The organism is Methanobrevibacter ruminantium M1 (assembly GCF_000024185.1).
Taxonomy (GTDB): Archaea; Methanobacteriota; Methanobacteria; order Methanobacteriales; family Methanobacteriaceae; genus Methanobrevibacter; species Methanobrevibacter ruminantium.
Map to the genome: position 1 here is coordinate 2,713,304 of NC_013790.1, position 16,809 is coordinate 2,730,112.

At 37.0% G+C, this 16,809-nt stretch carries 1 protein-coding gene; it reads right to left on the reverse strand.

Translation table 11 applies throughout. From position 1 onward, the window contains the following. Positions 1 to 487 precede the first annotated feature (487 nt). Positions 488 to 15,688 carry a right-handed parallel beta-helix repeat-containing protein gene (locus MRU_RS10505; protein ID WP_012956888.1) on the reverse strand — a complete coding sequence of 5,067 codons (15,201 nt, stop codon included), beginning with the start codon at positions 15,686 to 15,688 and terminating at the stop codon, positions 488 to 490. Positions 15,689 to 16,809: the final 1,121 nt, after the last annotated feature.

Consider the following 16,809-nt stretch of genomic DNA (forward strand, 5'->3'; position numbering starts at 1 on the left):
TGAAGATGAAATTTTAAGTTTTGCTTTATTTAAAAATCAATAGAATAAGATAAAGTTCAAAGCCCAATTTTAAGAAAAATAGTTCAAATAGAAAAAATAAGAAAAAAAGAAAATATAGCTAAAAATTATAATAATTGATAGTGAAAGATTGAAAAAATTTAGAAAAAAAGTTAGTAGAATAACTAAAAATCTAATAAAATAGGTTAAAATCAAATTAAAAAATCTCATTATAAAAAAAAAGTATGCTTCAACTTAGAATCAAAAGATCCTAAGTTGAAAAAGGTTTAATTTTATAAATTTTACATGTTTTTCCAAATTCTAAAAAACTCACTTGTGTTTCATCAGTTTTAAGAATACCCGCGAAATCTTTTATAAATAAATCAAATAAGCTTGTTTATACCTAGACCGTGATAAAATTTTTGGTCAAGGTTTTTGGCGGATTTTGGCAAAGCCAAAATCCGTTAAAAAGCTTGCGTAAAAAGCCTGTCTATTTAATTACTAACTTCGCAGTCTTAGATACAGAGGCATATGTATTGTCTTTAGCGTTCTTGACGGTAAAACTGTAAGTTCCTTTCTGGGAGATGCTTACTTTTACAGATGCCACACCTTTATCGTTGGTAGTTGCAGAGTAGGATTTACCGTTTACGGTAAATGTTAGTTTTTTACCTTTGTCCACGTTTCCAGAGCTTGTTAAGAGTTTTGCAGTTAAAGTCTTAGTCTTAGCAGAGGCTTTGTAAACCTTGCTGCTTGTGGATAGCTTAGGAGTTTGAGCGCTTACGTTGATTAAGGCTACATTGAATGCGCCTGTGTAGTTGTCGTCTCCTAAGAATGAGATTGCAAAGGTGTATCCGAATACGATTCTTAAGTTGATTTGGAGTTTAGCCCAACCGGTTTCGTTGGTTGTACGGTTGTATACTTTTCCGTTGAATCCGATGGATACGCTCTTGTTAGCAAGGGCTTTTCCGTCTTGGTCAACTAATTGGAAGTAGAAGTATTCGCCGATTCTTCCATCAACATTAGGGTTGACTGCTGTGGTATTCATGTCGTTGTAGTTGAACTTGGTTGCTTTTCTTTCCACTACGAAGTTTGCTGAGTCGCTTGAAGGAGCGTATGTAGCGTTTCCAGCGAAGTTACTTACAACAGTGTAGTGATCTGCAGCTAAGTCGCTGAATTTTACAGTTGCTTTTCCGCCGGTTACAGTTACGTTTTGTGCTTCACCGTTTAACAATACTTCAACTACACCGTCAAGAGCTTTGCCTTCTGAGGTGAATTCAATGGTTGCAGTTATGTCTGATTCACCATAGAGGATATTTTTCTTGTCTACTTTAACTGTCATGTTAGTGAGTGAAGTAGATTCTGTTACATGAGTGGAGTAGCTTGTTGGAGCATAGTTAGGGTTTACAAATTCAACGTCAACTGTGTGGTCGCCAGGAGCTAATTGGCCAATGGATACGCTTGAAGTGTCATTGCCAACTGTAGTGTTAGCGACAGGTTCGCCGTCTACATAGACAATTACAGTACCATTTATGCCTTCACCTGTGGAATCCTTAACAATTACATCAACAGTGGTTTCGTTTTCGCCTACGTTTACAGTAGCTTCAACGGTAGCATCAGTTGATGGTTCAATTGCTATGTTTTCTTCCTCATGAACAGGGGAGTGTTCACCGTCATCGAAGTCGACAGCAATAGTGTGGTTGCCAGCTTCTAATCCTTCTACAGGGACGGTTACGGTTCCGTCTTCGCCGATTGTAGCGTTAGCGTATTCTTTGCCATCTACAGTTACGGTTACAGTTGAGCCTTCAAGTGGTTTGCTTGCAACGTCCTTAAGGGTTACAGTTACATTTGTAGCTTTGCCGTATTCGTCAGGGGTGATGGATACTTCCATTTCAACAGTTTTTGGTTCGGTTAAGATAATCTTAGCCTCAGTGTTGTTTACTGGGTAATATTCATCATTTCCTAAGAATATGACAGTTACATTGTAAGTTCCAGGAGCAACATAGTTGGAGATTTGGAAAGCAGCTTCTCCAGTGCCGTTTTCAATTTCAATAAGTTCATCGACACCAGATACTTCCCAGATGACTCTTACTACTAAAGGAATGTTTAATTTTTCGCCGTTTGCACCGGTTGCATTAACTTTAACAGTTGCAACTTCACCCCATTCGACTGTTTCGCCTTCTGCTGAAATTACAGGAGTTGCTTTATCTACATTGACAATTGCGCGTCCGTAACTACCTTCAGAGTAGTTTCCGTTTGCGACTGAAACCTCGATTTCATGTTTGCCAGGGGCTAAGTCTTTAATAGAGATTTCAACTTGGCCGTCTTCAAGATCGTAGTAGCCGATTAAGTAGCCGTCTACAACAAGACATGCATCGGCATCTATAGGTTTGTCCTTGTTGGTAGCATTGACAGTTACAACAACGACATCTCCATAGCTTGGGTTATCATTGTCAGTGTCAACAAATACAACAGCTTCAGCAGGAGCAACTTTGGCTGTAGCTTCAGTTTTTGTAGGCTTGTGAGTACCGTCATCGAGAGCTACGGTGATTTCATTATCTCCTGCAGGCAATACGCCAAGGTTTACAGTGCCGTTTTCATCTACAGGGTATTCTTTGGTTTCACCGTTTACAGTTACATTGACTGCTTCTAGAGGGATTTGTTCGCCAGCGCCGTCTTCAGCAGTGACTTTGATAGTTAGTTCATCGCCGTATGATACGTCCTCTGGAACTTCAACGTTAACTGTAGCGGTAGTGGAAGCAGTTACATTAACTGTTTCAGTGTCGTTTACAGCTTCGCCGTAGTTGCCGTTTGCAATGTAGGTTACAGTTACATCGTATGTTCCTTGATGGACATATGGGCTGAGATCGAATGAAGCTTCATTGGAATCGTCAAGGTCAATTACTTGGGTAAGACCGTCAACGACCCAGTCAACAGTTACGATTACTTTACCGGATAATGGCATGCCATCAATGTCACTTACACTGACAGTTACAGTGCTAGGTTCGCCATATTCAACTTCACTTCCAGTTACACGGACTATAGGGGTAGCAGGAGTGATTTCTAAGGAAGTAATGTTGAATCCTTCGTAATTAGCACCATCATCTCCAAATGCAGCTATGATAGTGTAGGTTCCAACATCAAACCTTTCTGTAATATTGGTTACTCCAGTACCATTTTTGACAGTGACTGTTCCTTCAAATCCTGGACCGTAAATCTTAAATTCAACGGTTCCGTTTAATAGTTCACCGCCATTGCCAAGAGCTGTTACAGTAATAGGGATGGTTTCGCCATAGGTAACAGTGATAGGGTCTATGGATAATTTAGCTAGAGCTAAATCAACAATGGTTGAAGTTACGCCTCTGCCATCATAGTAGCCATCATCACTTTCAAAGTCTACAACAATCCAGTATTCGCCAGTAGGCAATATGGTATCAAGGACTGCAGTAGCGCCGTCTTTATCAAGTTCTACATCAGCTAAAACATATACAGGATCTACAGATGCTGGATCATCATATACATAAATGGTAGCAGTACCTGTTACAGGTAATCCACCTTCAGAAACGATAGGATCAATTTCTACAGTGACCTTTTCACCGTAAGTGATGCTTTCATCTGCAGTGACAAGAACATCTACATCAGACATATCCAATACTTCAAAGCTTCCGACAGCAGCAATGGAATCTGCACCGCCAGTGTTATATTTATCATCTCCATAGAATGAGACACTATAGCTGTATTTACCTACATCTAATGGAGGAACTGTGATAACATCACCGTTGCTGATGTTGTAAGTTCCATTGAATACATCGTCACCGGTTGTTGCGTCAACTACAGTGAAGTTAACTTCAATGAGGTCTCCTTCAATCATTCCATCTACATATACGGTTATGTCGATTCCTTCGCCGTAGGATACATTGTCTACATTGGAAGAATCTAAATCAAGGATTTCGGCTGTGTTTACAGTGAATACTTCAGATGTGAAGTTGTCTCCAGCGTATAATTCGCTTGTAAATTCGATTGTGTAGTAGTAGTCGCCAACTTCTAAGTCTTCGAATGAGATGCTGTCTTCCAAGCCAAGGGCAATGTTAAAGGAGTCTAATAATTCTCCAGTAGCGTTGTCGTATAAACTGACATTTGCAATTACAGTATCTTCTTGGACTATGCCGGTTACGGTTACATCAGCTTCAACATCTTTGCCATATACAATTTCTTGAGTGGTTATTGTAGAGTCGATTGCAAGTGTAGCTTGAGTGATAGTTATGTTAATGGTCTTTTCTGCATTTGCATAGTTATCATCGTCACTTAAGAATTTTACTACAATTGGATTGTCGCCCACAACTAAACCATTGAATGTTAATTCTCCAAGACCGGTTTCAGGATCGTAGATTGCACCAGACACATCTTCTGAAATAGGTTTAATAGCAATTACAGTACCTTTAACACCTTTATCATCAATGCCTGTAACATTGAATGTTATTGTATTGGTATCAGCATATACTTGTTGAGCATTCTCTACATTTAAGGTAGGGGTTGCTTTGGCCACTTTGAAGTTAGTGTAGTTAACTGATGATTCTGGGTCGTAGTTGCCTTTGTCATCTACGAAGTAGCTTATGACAGTGTAGGTTCCTACATCTAAAATATCAGTGAGGTTTACAGCACCAGATCCGTTTACAATCGCAATTTCACCTTTTTTATTTAATTCGGTTATGATGTAATATACAGTACCGTTTAATTCCTCTAGATTTACACCGAATACGGCAGCGCCGAATTCTATGGTATCGCCATATGCAATGTCTGATGATAGATCATCTGCATCCCATGGAACTAGATATAATGTAGCATTAGCTGGGCTTACATATGCACTGCATTCTTCAGGGCCGGACATAAATTCCATCATTGAATCATAGAAGTATGCATCTCCAGTGAATTTACCAACTCCGCCAGCAGTAGTGGTAGTGTTGGTTCCTTGACCGTTATTCACATATACTATGAATGAAATGTCATCATCGCCTGTAGAAATCATGCCTGTGACCATTCCAGTTAAGCTATTGCCGTCAATGTCAGTTGCGTTTTCAACTATGACAGTAAGCTTATCGCCGTAAACACCGTCTTCGATAATTATGTCGAAGTATGCAACATCAGCTATGAAGGTAATCTCTTCAGTGTCGTTTACAACTTCATTATAGTTATCGTTGCCTATGAATTTAGCGTCAATGGCCCAAGTGGTAGCAGGTAAGTCATTAATAGTGAGCTCGCCGTCACCATCTTCATCAGTTTCAACTAAGTAGGTTTCACCAGCAACAGTTACAATAACAGTGCCCTTAATACCGTTTCCATCTTTATCGGTAAGAGAAATGGTAACAGTAGCATCATCACTAGGAGGCATTAAGTATTCATCACCTTCAACAGATAAGATAGGGGTTGCTTTAGTAACACTAATTGTTTTTTGAGCAGTTTCTACATGGTATACATTTCCGTTTTCATCAGTAAATGCAGTAATTACAATAGTGTAATCACCTACATCTGGTTGATTGTCAATTAATATTGTGTAATTGCCATCAACTACTTCTGCAGTGCCAGGTGCACCGTTAATGGTGTAAATCATATTGATAGGTTTGTTGTTTACTCCCCAATCGAATGTACCATTAATGGTTATGGTTTCACCGTAAGCGTAGGTGTCTTCTGCTACAATGGTAGGTATTGTTGTATAGAAGTTATTACCTTCAAAGCCAAGAGTTGCATCTCCATTTAAGAAGATGTGGTAATTGAGAGCTTCACCTTCATTGTAGTATAATGTAGAGTCATAAAGGTTTACTGTAGTTCTATTATCAATGTAGATAGCTCCACCTTGATCTGCAACATTATATCCAAAGACACAGCTATCAATAAGTACTGATGCAGTATTACCACTAGTAGCACTTATATCTATAGCTCCACCGTTAGCAGCAGAGTTGTTATAGAATTGAGAATCTGCAATTATACCAGTAGCTTTCTTAGCTATCTTAATAGCACCACCAGTAGCAACATATCCGTTACTGCCGACACCTGTAGCATTATTGCCTATGAAAACACAGTCATTAATGTAGAATAATGTAGTACCACTACCTACATAGATAGCTGCACCGCAGTATGCTAAGTTAGTTATAAATTCACAATTTTCTACAGTTAAATCACTGAGTTCAGTGCCTATAGGTAAAGCAGTTATTGCAGAACCATAAGTACCGCTGTTGTTTTCAAAGTGGGAATTGCTGATTTTAGCTTTTCCAGAGCTTAAAATAACACCGTCAACTAATTCAGGATGATTATCATCTCCAGTTCTTATGACATAGTTTAAAAGGTTATTTGTAAATCTGGAATTGACAACATTCAAAGTGCCATTGTTAAAGATGGCAGCTCCACCATTATCATCGTTTTTAACTCTGTAAGTGATATCATTTTTATCAAATGATGAATCTTTTACATTAACAGTACCATTAGACCAAATAGCTCCACCACGGTAGGTTGCAGTGTTTTGATTAAATTCTGAATCAGCAACGTTTAATGTAGCACCGGATTCAACATATATGGCACCGCCGTTTACAGCAGTGTTATTGAAGAAGATAGTTTCTTCTACATCAGTTACACCGCTTTCAGCATAGATTGCAGCACCAGCTTCAGGGTCGTTGTTTGCGAAGTAACAGCTGTCTACAAGTAAGTAATCAGCTTCGGTGTAAATAGCAGCACCTACATCAGATTTACCATTGACAAAGCTTACATTGAATATCTTGACATTAGGAGCATTGATGTATAAGATTCTTGCTTTTTTCATACCGTCAATGATATGTCCAGCGCCAGAGATAATAATGTTATCGTCTACAAGCACACCTGTTAAGAAGAATTGTTCATCATAAGCTGCATCAAATGCGAAGTCGTATGGCAAGACTAATCTTCCATCAGCAGTGTCGATTAAGTATTGCAAGTCTGTGAAAGTACCCTTCTTAGGAGTTACAGATACAGTTACGGTTTCAGTTTGGACATCGTGTACAGTGTCATTGAATATTACAGTAATGTCGTGAAGACCATATCCTAAATTATCAATAGAAGTTTCAGCAATACCTTCTGCATTGGTAGTAATATTAGCAATCCATACGCCAGTATCATATACTTCTAAGGTAGCTCCTTCTATAGGGTTGCCTTGGAAGTCAGTGAGGGTAGCTGTAATGTTTACAGTTTCACCAGATGCAATAGGGCCGTCATCAGTTACTTCTAATTCAGAGTATGGGTTTTCGAATACTGTGAAGTTTTGTGGTTCTAAATAAGCTTCATTGTAAAGCTCATCTGCTAATAATTTAGCAGCATATGAGTAATTACCAGGTGCAAGGCCTTCTACAGTGTATGATCCTTCACCCGCAATTACAGATACGCTATAGGTATTTTCAAAGTTTACATCTTTTCCTTGGATTGTTACAAGTACAATGCCAGTTACGCCGTTGTCAGGATCGTCTATAGGACCATCTTGAACGGTTACCTTAATAGTTGCAGCATCATCATAGGTTACATCTTCAATGGTAACATTGAAGTAGGATACATTACCGGTAACTCTGAATAGAGTGTAGTTGTATTCAGGGTTATAATCAGAGTTGCCTTCGAAGTAGACGTAAACGAAGTATTCGCCAATTTCTAATCCTTCAACTTCAGTTACATTAATACCATTTTCAGTTACTACAGTATCAGTGAATGCCTTATTGATAGTGATTTTAACAGTTCCGTTTAAGCCGACACCATCTGTACCAGTTAAGTTGATGTTTACAGTAGCCTTGTCTCCTACACTAATGCTTTCAGTAGTTACGACAATGGTTGCGTTTGCTTTAGGAACATCATATTTACCATCGGTCTTTTGAGCATCATAGTTAGTGCTTACAATATTGTCTCCAGCATGTAAGATAGTGTATGTAGCAGTATATTGTTGAGTTGAATCATCATAGGATGTTTCATATTCAACGCCGTCAACAGTGATGTTGAAGTCTACATCATATATTGCATTGCCATTATCATCTGTTAAAGTAGCATATGGATGTACTTCATCACCAAGGAAAGCAAGAATTGTATTGTCTTCTGCATCTCCTAAGAATATAGCTTTGACAATTGAGTTAACAACTGAACCATTAGGACCTACATAGATTTCGGTTTCACCGGAAGTGACTTTGTTTCCTTCTAATGTTAAAACGCCATTGTTGTAAATGGCTGCACCATCACCAGTTGCGTCATTGTTTGTGAAGTTGGAATTTTTGACAGCAACTTCCAAATTGTTTTTGCTAATGCGTACAGCTCCACCATCTCCTGCTGTAGCAGTGTTGTTTTCAAAGTCACAGTTATCGATTGTCACTTTTGAAGAACTTCTGGTAGCGCTTACATCAATAGCTCCACCAGTGGTAGCGGTGTTGTTGTAGAATTTGGAATCTGTAATGGTACCTTCGGAATCTCTAGCTATAGATATTGCTCCACCTGCGCTTGTAGAACCAGTACTGCCTACACCTGTAGCATTATTGCCTATGAAAGTAGAATTCTTAATAGAATAAGTGGTTTTGCCGTTGCCGTCAGCATTAATTGAAATTCCAGCACCACAGTATGCTAAGTTATTAATAAATTCACAATTTTCTACAGTTAAGGAAGTAGCTGTAGAACCTAAACTAGCTATAGGTACAGCAGTTATAGCACCACCATAAGTACCGCTGTTGTTTTCAAAGTGGGAATTATTGATTACAGCAACACCAGAGCTTAAAATAATACCATCGATTAATTGAGGGCTGTTAGTGTCTCCAGTTCTTACAACATAACCTACAAGATCGTTTGTAAAGTTGGAATGGTCAACATTTAAAGTGCCATTGTTAAAGATAGCAGCTCCACCATTATCCACATTTCTTGCTCTGTAAGTGATATTGTTATTGTCGAAAGATGAATCTTTTACATTAACAGTACCAGTAGACCAAATAGCTCCACCACGGTAAGTAGCAGTGTTTTCATTGAATTCTGCATTATTAGCATTTAAAGTAGCAGCTGATTCAACATATACAGCACCACCGTTTAAAGCATTACCATGGCAAAGAGTTACATTATTTAAGGTTAAAGCTTTATCTGTTACATGGAAAAGTCTTGCTTTATCATCACCACAGATAGTGTGTCCATTACCATTTATAGTTACATCTTTACCAATTACGATACCATCTACAATGCTTGAATCGAATTCTTCAATGTAAGTATAGCTATCGTCCAAGTCAATGATGCCATCTTCATCAGCAGCAATGATGTTTGCTAAGTCAATTAAAGATCTGGATACAACTACAACTGAAGTGTTTACTTCTTCAACAGCATAATCAAGGCTAATCAAGTAAGTTCCAATATCAGCAGGAGTGAAAGTGCCTTGGTAGTAACCTAAACTAGTGTAGAAAGTTGCAGGAACTGAAATAGAATCAGTTGCGCCTTCTTTAGTAATTACATAGTTGAAGTTGTGGTCGTTAATTAAGTTACCCATATCATCAGTTAAGGTAGCGTTAATTACGAATCCTCCCATATGCCAGTTGTATGTATCATTAGCTAAGATTTGAGCATATACTTTGGAATCAATAGTACCCGCCCAGTTACCAACATCTGCACTGGTTGAACTGATTGTGTTTCCTTCTAATTTTAATGCACCGTCAGTTGAGATAGCATTACCCCAGCCGGCAGTGTTGCCAGTGAAGGTAGAATCTTTTACAGTTACGGTTGCATCTCCTTGAGTCCAGAGGTATACAGCTCCGCCATCATTACCAGTGTTTTCGGTAAAGGTACATCCTTCAATAAGGCTGTCTTGGTCTACACCAGCAAGGCTTACTGCACCACCAGTATTAGCGCTGTTTTTGTTGAATCTGGAATCGGTGATAGTAGCTTTAGTACCACTAGGGAATACTACAATAGCTCCACCTTGAGTACTTGCGCTTCCAGGGCTTCCTTTACCTACGCCAGCGTTTTCGTTAAAGGTACAGTCATCTACTACAAGGTTGGAACTTTCTACAAAGATTGCTCCACCGAAGGTAGCGTTGTTTCCTTCAAAGGTAGTGCCGATTACGGTTAAGGTGTAATCTTCATTGTTCATGTATCCTAATGAACTGATTGCTCCACCCCAAGATCCTGTGTTGTTTGCAAAGTATGAGTCTGTAATTAAAGTTTCGCCGCTGGTTACAACTACACCAACCAATAAGTCACCAGCATTGCCGTTACGGATAACAATGTCTTTTAAGTTATTGGTAATGTTAGATTTTTCGATTGTTAATTGGCCGTTTAAGTTGTAAACAGCTGCTCCACCGTTGTCATCGTTTGCAGATCTGAAAGTGATGTTGTTGCTGTCTAATACAGAGTTGCCTATGTATACCATACCTTCAGAGTAGATTGCTCCACCACGTTTTACAGCAGTGTTTTTAGTGAATGTTACATTATCAGCAATTAAGCTTGCGCCAGCATCTACATATACACCAGCACCTTTTTGAGCAGTACCATGACAAACGGTAGCATCTTTTAAGGTTAAAGTTGCTCCATCAGTTACTTTGAATACTCTTGCTAAATTGTTAGCACAGATTTCCACACCTTCAGCACCAACGATTGTTACAGTTTTATTTACTGTAATACCATCAAGGAATGGCACTCCATCAAATTCTTCATCGTATACAATGCTGTGGTCTAAGGTAATGGTTGCTCCTTCTTCAGCTGCATTGATCAAGTCTTGCAATTCATTGAAAGTTCCTCCAGTGTAAACAATATAACCTGGAGTAGTATGATCTTGATCGAAACCTTTTGCAGTTATTCTGTAAGAGTTTGGTTTAGTGAAAGTGTGAATTGCAGAATGAATACCAGTGGTTTTATCATAGCTTGTTTCAACTTCTTCGCCGTATACTTCTAAGACAAGGCCTTTCTCTACGATAGGGTTTCCATTATCATCAGTAATTGTAGCAGTTAAATTTTGAGTTGGATTGCCAGTTATGATAGTTTCGCCATTCAATGTGGTTACATAAATCGCTGATACAATTGTTCCATCATAGCTACCTATTGGAGTAATGGTGTAATCATTTGCAATTTCATTGTGGGATAAGCTTAAAGTACCATCACTAGAAATAGCGCTTCCGAAATTAGCTGTGTTGTCGCTGAATGAAGAGTCTTTTACAGTTACAATAGCATTTCCACCAGTCCAGAGGTATACAGCTCCACCATCATTTGCAGTGTTGTCAGTGAATGTACATCCTTCAATAAGGCTATCTTGGCCTACACCAGCGAGGCTTACTGCACCACCAGTATTAGCGCTGTTTTTGTTGAATTTGGAATTGGTGATAGTAGCTTTTGATCCAGTAGGGTGTACAACAATAGCTCCTCCTTGAGTGTTGGAAGTTCCATCGCTTCCTTTACCTACACCAGTGTTTTCGTTAAAGATACAGTCATCTACAACAAGGTTGGAACTTTCTACAAAGATTGCTCCACCGAAGGTAGCGTTGTTTCCTTCAAAGGTAGTGCCTTTTACGGTTAATGTGTAATCATCGGTGTTCATGTATCCTAATGAACTGATAGCTCCACCCCAAGATCCTGTGTTGTTTGCAAAGTATGAGTCTTTAATTAAAGTGTCGCCGGTAGTTACAACTACACCAACCAATAAGTCACCTGCATTGCCGTTACGGATAACAATGTCTTTTAAGTTATTGGTAATGTTAGATTTTTCGATTGTTAATTGGCCGTTTAAGTTGTAAACAGCTGCTCCACCGTTGTCATCGTTTGCAGATCTGAAAGTGATGTTGTTGCTGTCTAATACAGAGTTGCCTATGTATACCATACCTTCAGAGTAGATTGCTCCACCACGTTTTACAGCAGTGTTTTCAGTGAAAGTTACATAATCAGTAGATAATTTACTTCCATGGTCTACATATACACCTGCACCTTTTTCAGCAGCACCATGGCAAACGGTTGCATTTTTCAAGGTAAGGAAACCACTGGTTACATGGAAGAGTCTTGTTGAGTTTTCACCACAGATAGTGAATCCGTTTCCATTGATAACGATATCTTTATTAATTACAATACCATCTGTTAATGCACTGTCAAATTCTGCATTGTAAGCGTAATTACCATCCAAGTCAATAGTGCCATTAGTGTTTGCATCTATGATTGCTTTTAAGTCAGTTAAAGTTCTAAAGACGTTTAAAGTTCCAGTTTGAACTTCATCAGCATTTGCAAGATTGGTTGAAACTACAAATTCTCCAGCTTGAGTAGGAGTAAATGTTGCTGTGTATACACCAGTTGCAGCATCAATACTAATTCCATCGACTACATCATCACCTACTGTAAATCTGAATGCTAAATCAACAATATTATTGCCTTTATCATCTGTAACAGTAGCCGTGATATCATATGGAACCATATTAATGTTTACAGTTTCATTGTTTAATATTTTAACTTTCAATGGAGTTACAACATCAATACCCTCTTTTACATAGATTTGTGCATCATCACTACCAGTTATAACGTTGTTGGATAAGGATAATGATGAACCAGAATTATAAAGGTATATTGCATTGGTGTTTCCTGAAGCTTCATTATCAGTGAACTTTGAATTGGAAACACTTGTGTCTCCACTTGAAATTATTGCTCCTCCTCTTAAGGATGCAGTGTTTTCAGTAAACTCACAACCATCAACTATTAAATCGCCAAGACCTTCATTTTCAATAGCACCACCATATGGAGCAGTGTTACTTATGAATTCTGAATCGGTTACAGTTACGCTAGCACTTTCAGTCCAGAAGTATACTGCACCACCATCAGCATAAGCTGTGTTGTCAATAAAGGTACAATCATCAATACTACTATCAGATCCAACACCTGCTAAGCTTACTGCACCACCGCAATCAGCAGTGTTATTAATGAACTCAGAACCACTAATATCTGCAGAAGCAGTGTCATCCATTACTAATATTGCAGCACCTTGACTGTTTGAAGTACCTGGACTTCCAGGACCGATAGCACTGTTGTTGTAGAATTTACAATCTTTTACAACAAGAGGGGAATTATCGAAAATAGCAGCACCAAAGATAGCTGTGTTTTCTTCAAATATTGTGTCTTCAACAGTTAAAGTTTGATCGGTGCCAGTTTGAGTGATAGCTCCACCCCAACGGCCAGAGTTGTTAGCGAAGTAAGAATTGGTAATAGTAGTAGCACCTTTAGATACAACTACACCATCCATGATATCTCCGATAACATATGTTTTTTGGTTGTCTGTAACATTGACCTTATCTAATGTTGCAGTTCCTCCATTATTGTAGAGAGCTGCACCACCGTTATCATCAGCCATAACTCCATCTGTTTTACTGATGGTATTATTTTTAATGTTAACATTAGTTAAGTCAACAGTACCTTCAGAGTAGATTGCTCCACCTTTAGTTACAGCGGTGTTTTTAATAAAGTTTGCAGTATCTGCAATTAAGGTAGCATCTTCAGATACGTAAACACCTGCACCTTCATCAGCAGCACCATTGGTTACGTTGATGTATTTAAGGCTTAAAGATTTACCTTCAGCAACAGTAAAGATTCTTCCATCATTGTTAGCATTGATGGAAGTCTTAACATATTTATAATAAGTGTTGTATGAACCTAATATGCTAAGGTCTTTATCGATAACAATTCCATTTTTATAAGCTTCTTTTTCATCTTCAGCTTTAGTGATTTTAGACTCACCAATATATACTGTTCCACCATTTACTAAACCAATAAGATTATTTAATTGAGTGAAAGTGGTAAGACCGGTTTCAGTGGTTCTGCCATGATTATCAATTAAAACATCTCCACAGTCAGTGAATTGATTATTGTCAGCCAAATATAAATAAACTGTTCCATAATTGGTGATAGCAGTTTCACCAGAACCTTGTAAAGTAGCATTTCTTAATGTCAAGGTTTTTCCTTCAGCAACATTGAAGATTTTACCACTATTAGCTTGGATTACTTTACCTTCAGCACCGTAAATGGTTACGGTTTTATCAACATTTAAACCGTCTGCAAAGGTAGTTTCCTCTTCAGCAGTTTTAATAACATTTCCGGTTAATCTGATACCACTTGATCCACTGTCAATAAGTGCTTGTAAATCAGTGAAAGTTAAATCTCCTACAATATAAGGAGCAGTGTTAGCATTAGGAATATCACCATCTGCCACATCTACAGTTACTTGAGTACCGCTTGCTGCTTGAACATCTCTATCTGGATTATTGTAGGTGTTGTTAGTTAAAAGAACATTAGAATTTTGACATGTGTCAATTCTGGTATTTGTGAATGAAGAATCAGAAATTTCCGCATTTTTAACACGTATACCTTCGCCTCTTCCGGCATTGTCATCAAATTCACAATCAGAGATTGTGATTGTTCCTTCATTGTAAATTGCACCGGCAAATCCTCCTCTATTATTAGTTTTTCCATTAAAGGTTTCAGAGTTTGCTGAATTTGCAGTGTTATCAGTGAAAGTACAATCTAAAACCATAGTGTTTTCACAATTGACAGCACCGCCAACTACTCCGGAGTTAGCTTCAAAGTCACATCCAGAGATTAAACCTGGGTTATTTGCATCTTGAACACAGATTGCACCACCGCTTGCGTAGTTAGAATTGGTACTACCAGTTCCTTTAACATTATTGTTTTTGAATGTGGAATCAGATATGGTATAGGAAGTTCCAACTATATCAATAGCTCCACCATTGAATGCAAAGTTGTCTTCAAAGGTAGATCCGCTTACTAATAAATTTGCAGAAGTGCTCTCACCAGAGTAAATTGCACCACCGTAGGAACCACTGTTAGCAATAAAACGAGAGTTGGTTACAGTTAAATCAGCGTTATTACTTGTAACAGCAGCACTACTTAAGTCACCTGTGTAAGTACCAGTTCCTCCTCTGTGAACTATGTTCTTAAGGTTGTTGGTAACATTTGTATCTGTTATGGTTACAGAACCTCCATTGGAGTAAATAGCTGCTCCACCATAGCCATTAACTGTTCTGTCAGTTAAATCGTTACCATCAAATTCACTGGAGGTTACTAATACTTCACCGCCATTATTATAAATACCACCACCAGACTTGACTGCTGTGTTGTCATTAACTTTAGCATTCATTAAAGTTAACTTGCCGGAGTTATAAATAGCTGCACCTTCATCGGCAGCACCGTTTATGAGAGTTACACCCATAATGGTAACGCTAACTCCTTCAGGGATATTGAATATTCTTGCTTGATTATCCCCGTCAATGGTCGCACCGCCACCAATGATTGTTAAGCCATTGGTAAGAGTGATACCATTTTCAAAAGCAGTGTCGGTTGATGGATCATATTTATAATAAGCACCTGACAACATTGAAGGACTGGAAGAGACATCAGCAGCTAATTGTGTAAAAGACAAAGTTTCCCCTTCGTTTACTGCATTTGCACTAAGGGAAGTGGTTTTTGCCTTAGAATCAGCTGAGTCGCCAGTATCATTAACAATTATGTCAGTAGACTCATATGATATATCATCATTTGTTATTGTATTATCAATTGTTTGAACTTCATCTACAGTTGCTGGGGCAACAGCATCATCTGCAGCGACGTCGTCAGCTGCACTTACTGCACCTAAAGCAATGAGAGATATAAGTACAATTGATATCAACATACTTATTTTTTCAAATTTCATAAAAACACTCCAAAAAGCATACCTTTTCAAAGATCAATTTTTCAACAATTAGATACAAGTCTAATTTACCGAGTTTAAAGTTTTTTAAATTGACAATACTATTAAAATAGTTTTAAAAGAGAACTAATAGTTTTTTAAATAAATAATAGCATATATAAACCTTAAAACAAGAATTAAAGATTTATTCCAAGAATAAAATTATCCTAAAAGAAAAAATTTTATAAATTTACTCTAAAAAGAAAAAAAATTCATAAATTTATTCTAAAAAGAATATAAAACTTAAAATCATCTTTAATTTATGAATCAAAGCCCTTTTTAAAAAATATTAAACTTCCTAATTAACCTTCTAGCTCAGAATAAAATTATCAAATTAAATCGCTTAAAAGGCAATAGTCCAAAAAAGATTTTCAAGACCATTGAAAATTAAATTCTAAAAGAATTAAATTAAGCCAATTACTATAATCAACTTAAGTCATAAAAAGCCAAAATAGAATCGACTTTGCTCTTTTCGAATTAAATTAAGCCAATTATTTCAATTAACTTAATTTAAAACTTCAAGAAAAAAAGGAATTTAATTTTAATTATTTTATCTGAAATTACAGTACACCCCTTAAATTTAGTACTTACTAATCATTTTCATATCCTTTGATTGTCTTGAAATATAAAAATATCAATCAATTATTGAACAGATAACTAAATTAATATTCCATATTTAACTTATCATAGATAACGCTCGAAATAATTAATAGTGATTATATATTTAGTCATAATATTATATAAATATTGTTAAATGATATGAATGAAAAGATAAATTTTATTTTAGTTTTTTAAAAATAGTTAGTTAATTGTTTATAAAATCTAAAAAAATTTGAATGATTGTAAAAACTGCCTTATTAATGTAAATCTAAATGTTTATTATAAGTAAAAAAAATATAAATGTTGATTATACATAAAAAAAGAATAAAAATTTTTTATAAAAAAGCACTGAACTTAAATCAAAAAAAACAAGAAAAACTAAAATAAAGACAAATAAAAAAGAATAAAAATTTTTTATAAAAAAAAGCAATATCTTATCATTATAAAGACAATTAAATCTAAAATAATGAAAAATAAAAAATAAA

What these genes read in the sequence shown, in the direction of transcription:
- MRU_RS10505 (WP_012956888.1), bottom strand. Translation starts at nt 15,688, where the DNA reads ATGAAATTTGAAAAAATAAGTATGTTGATATCAATTGTACTTATATCT.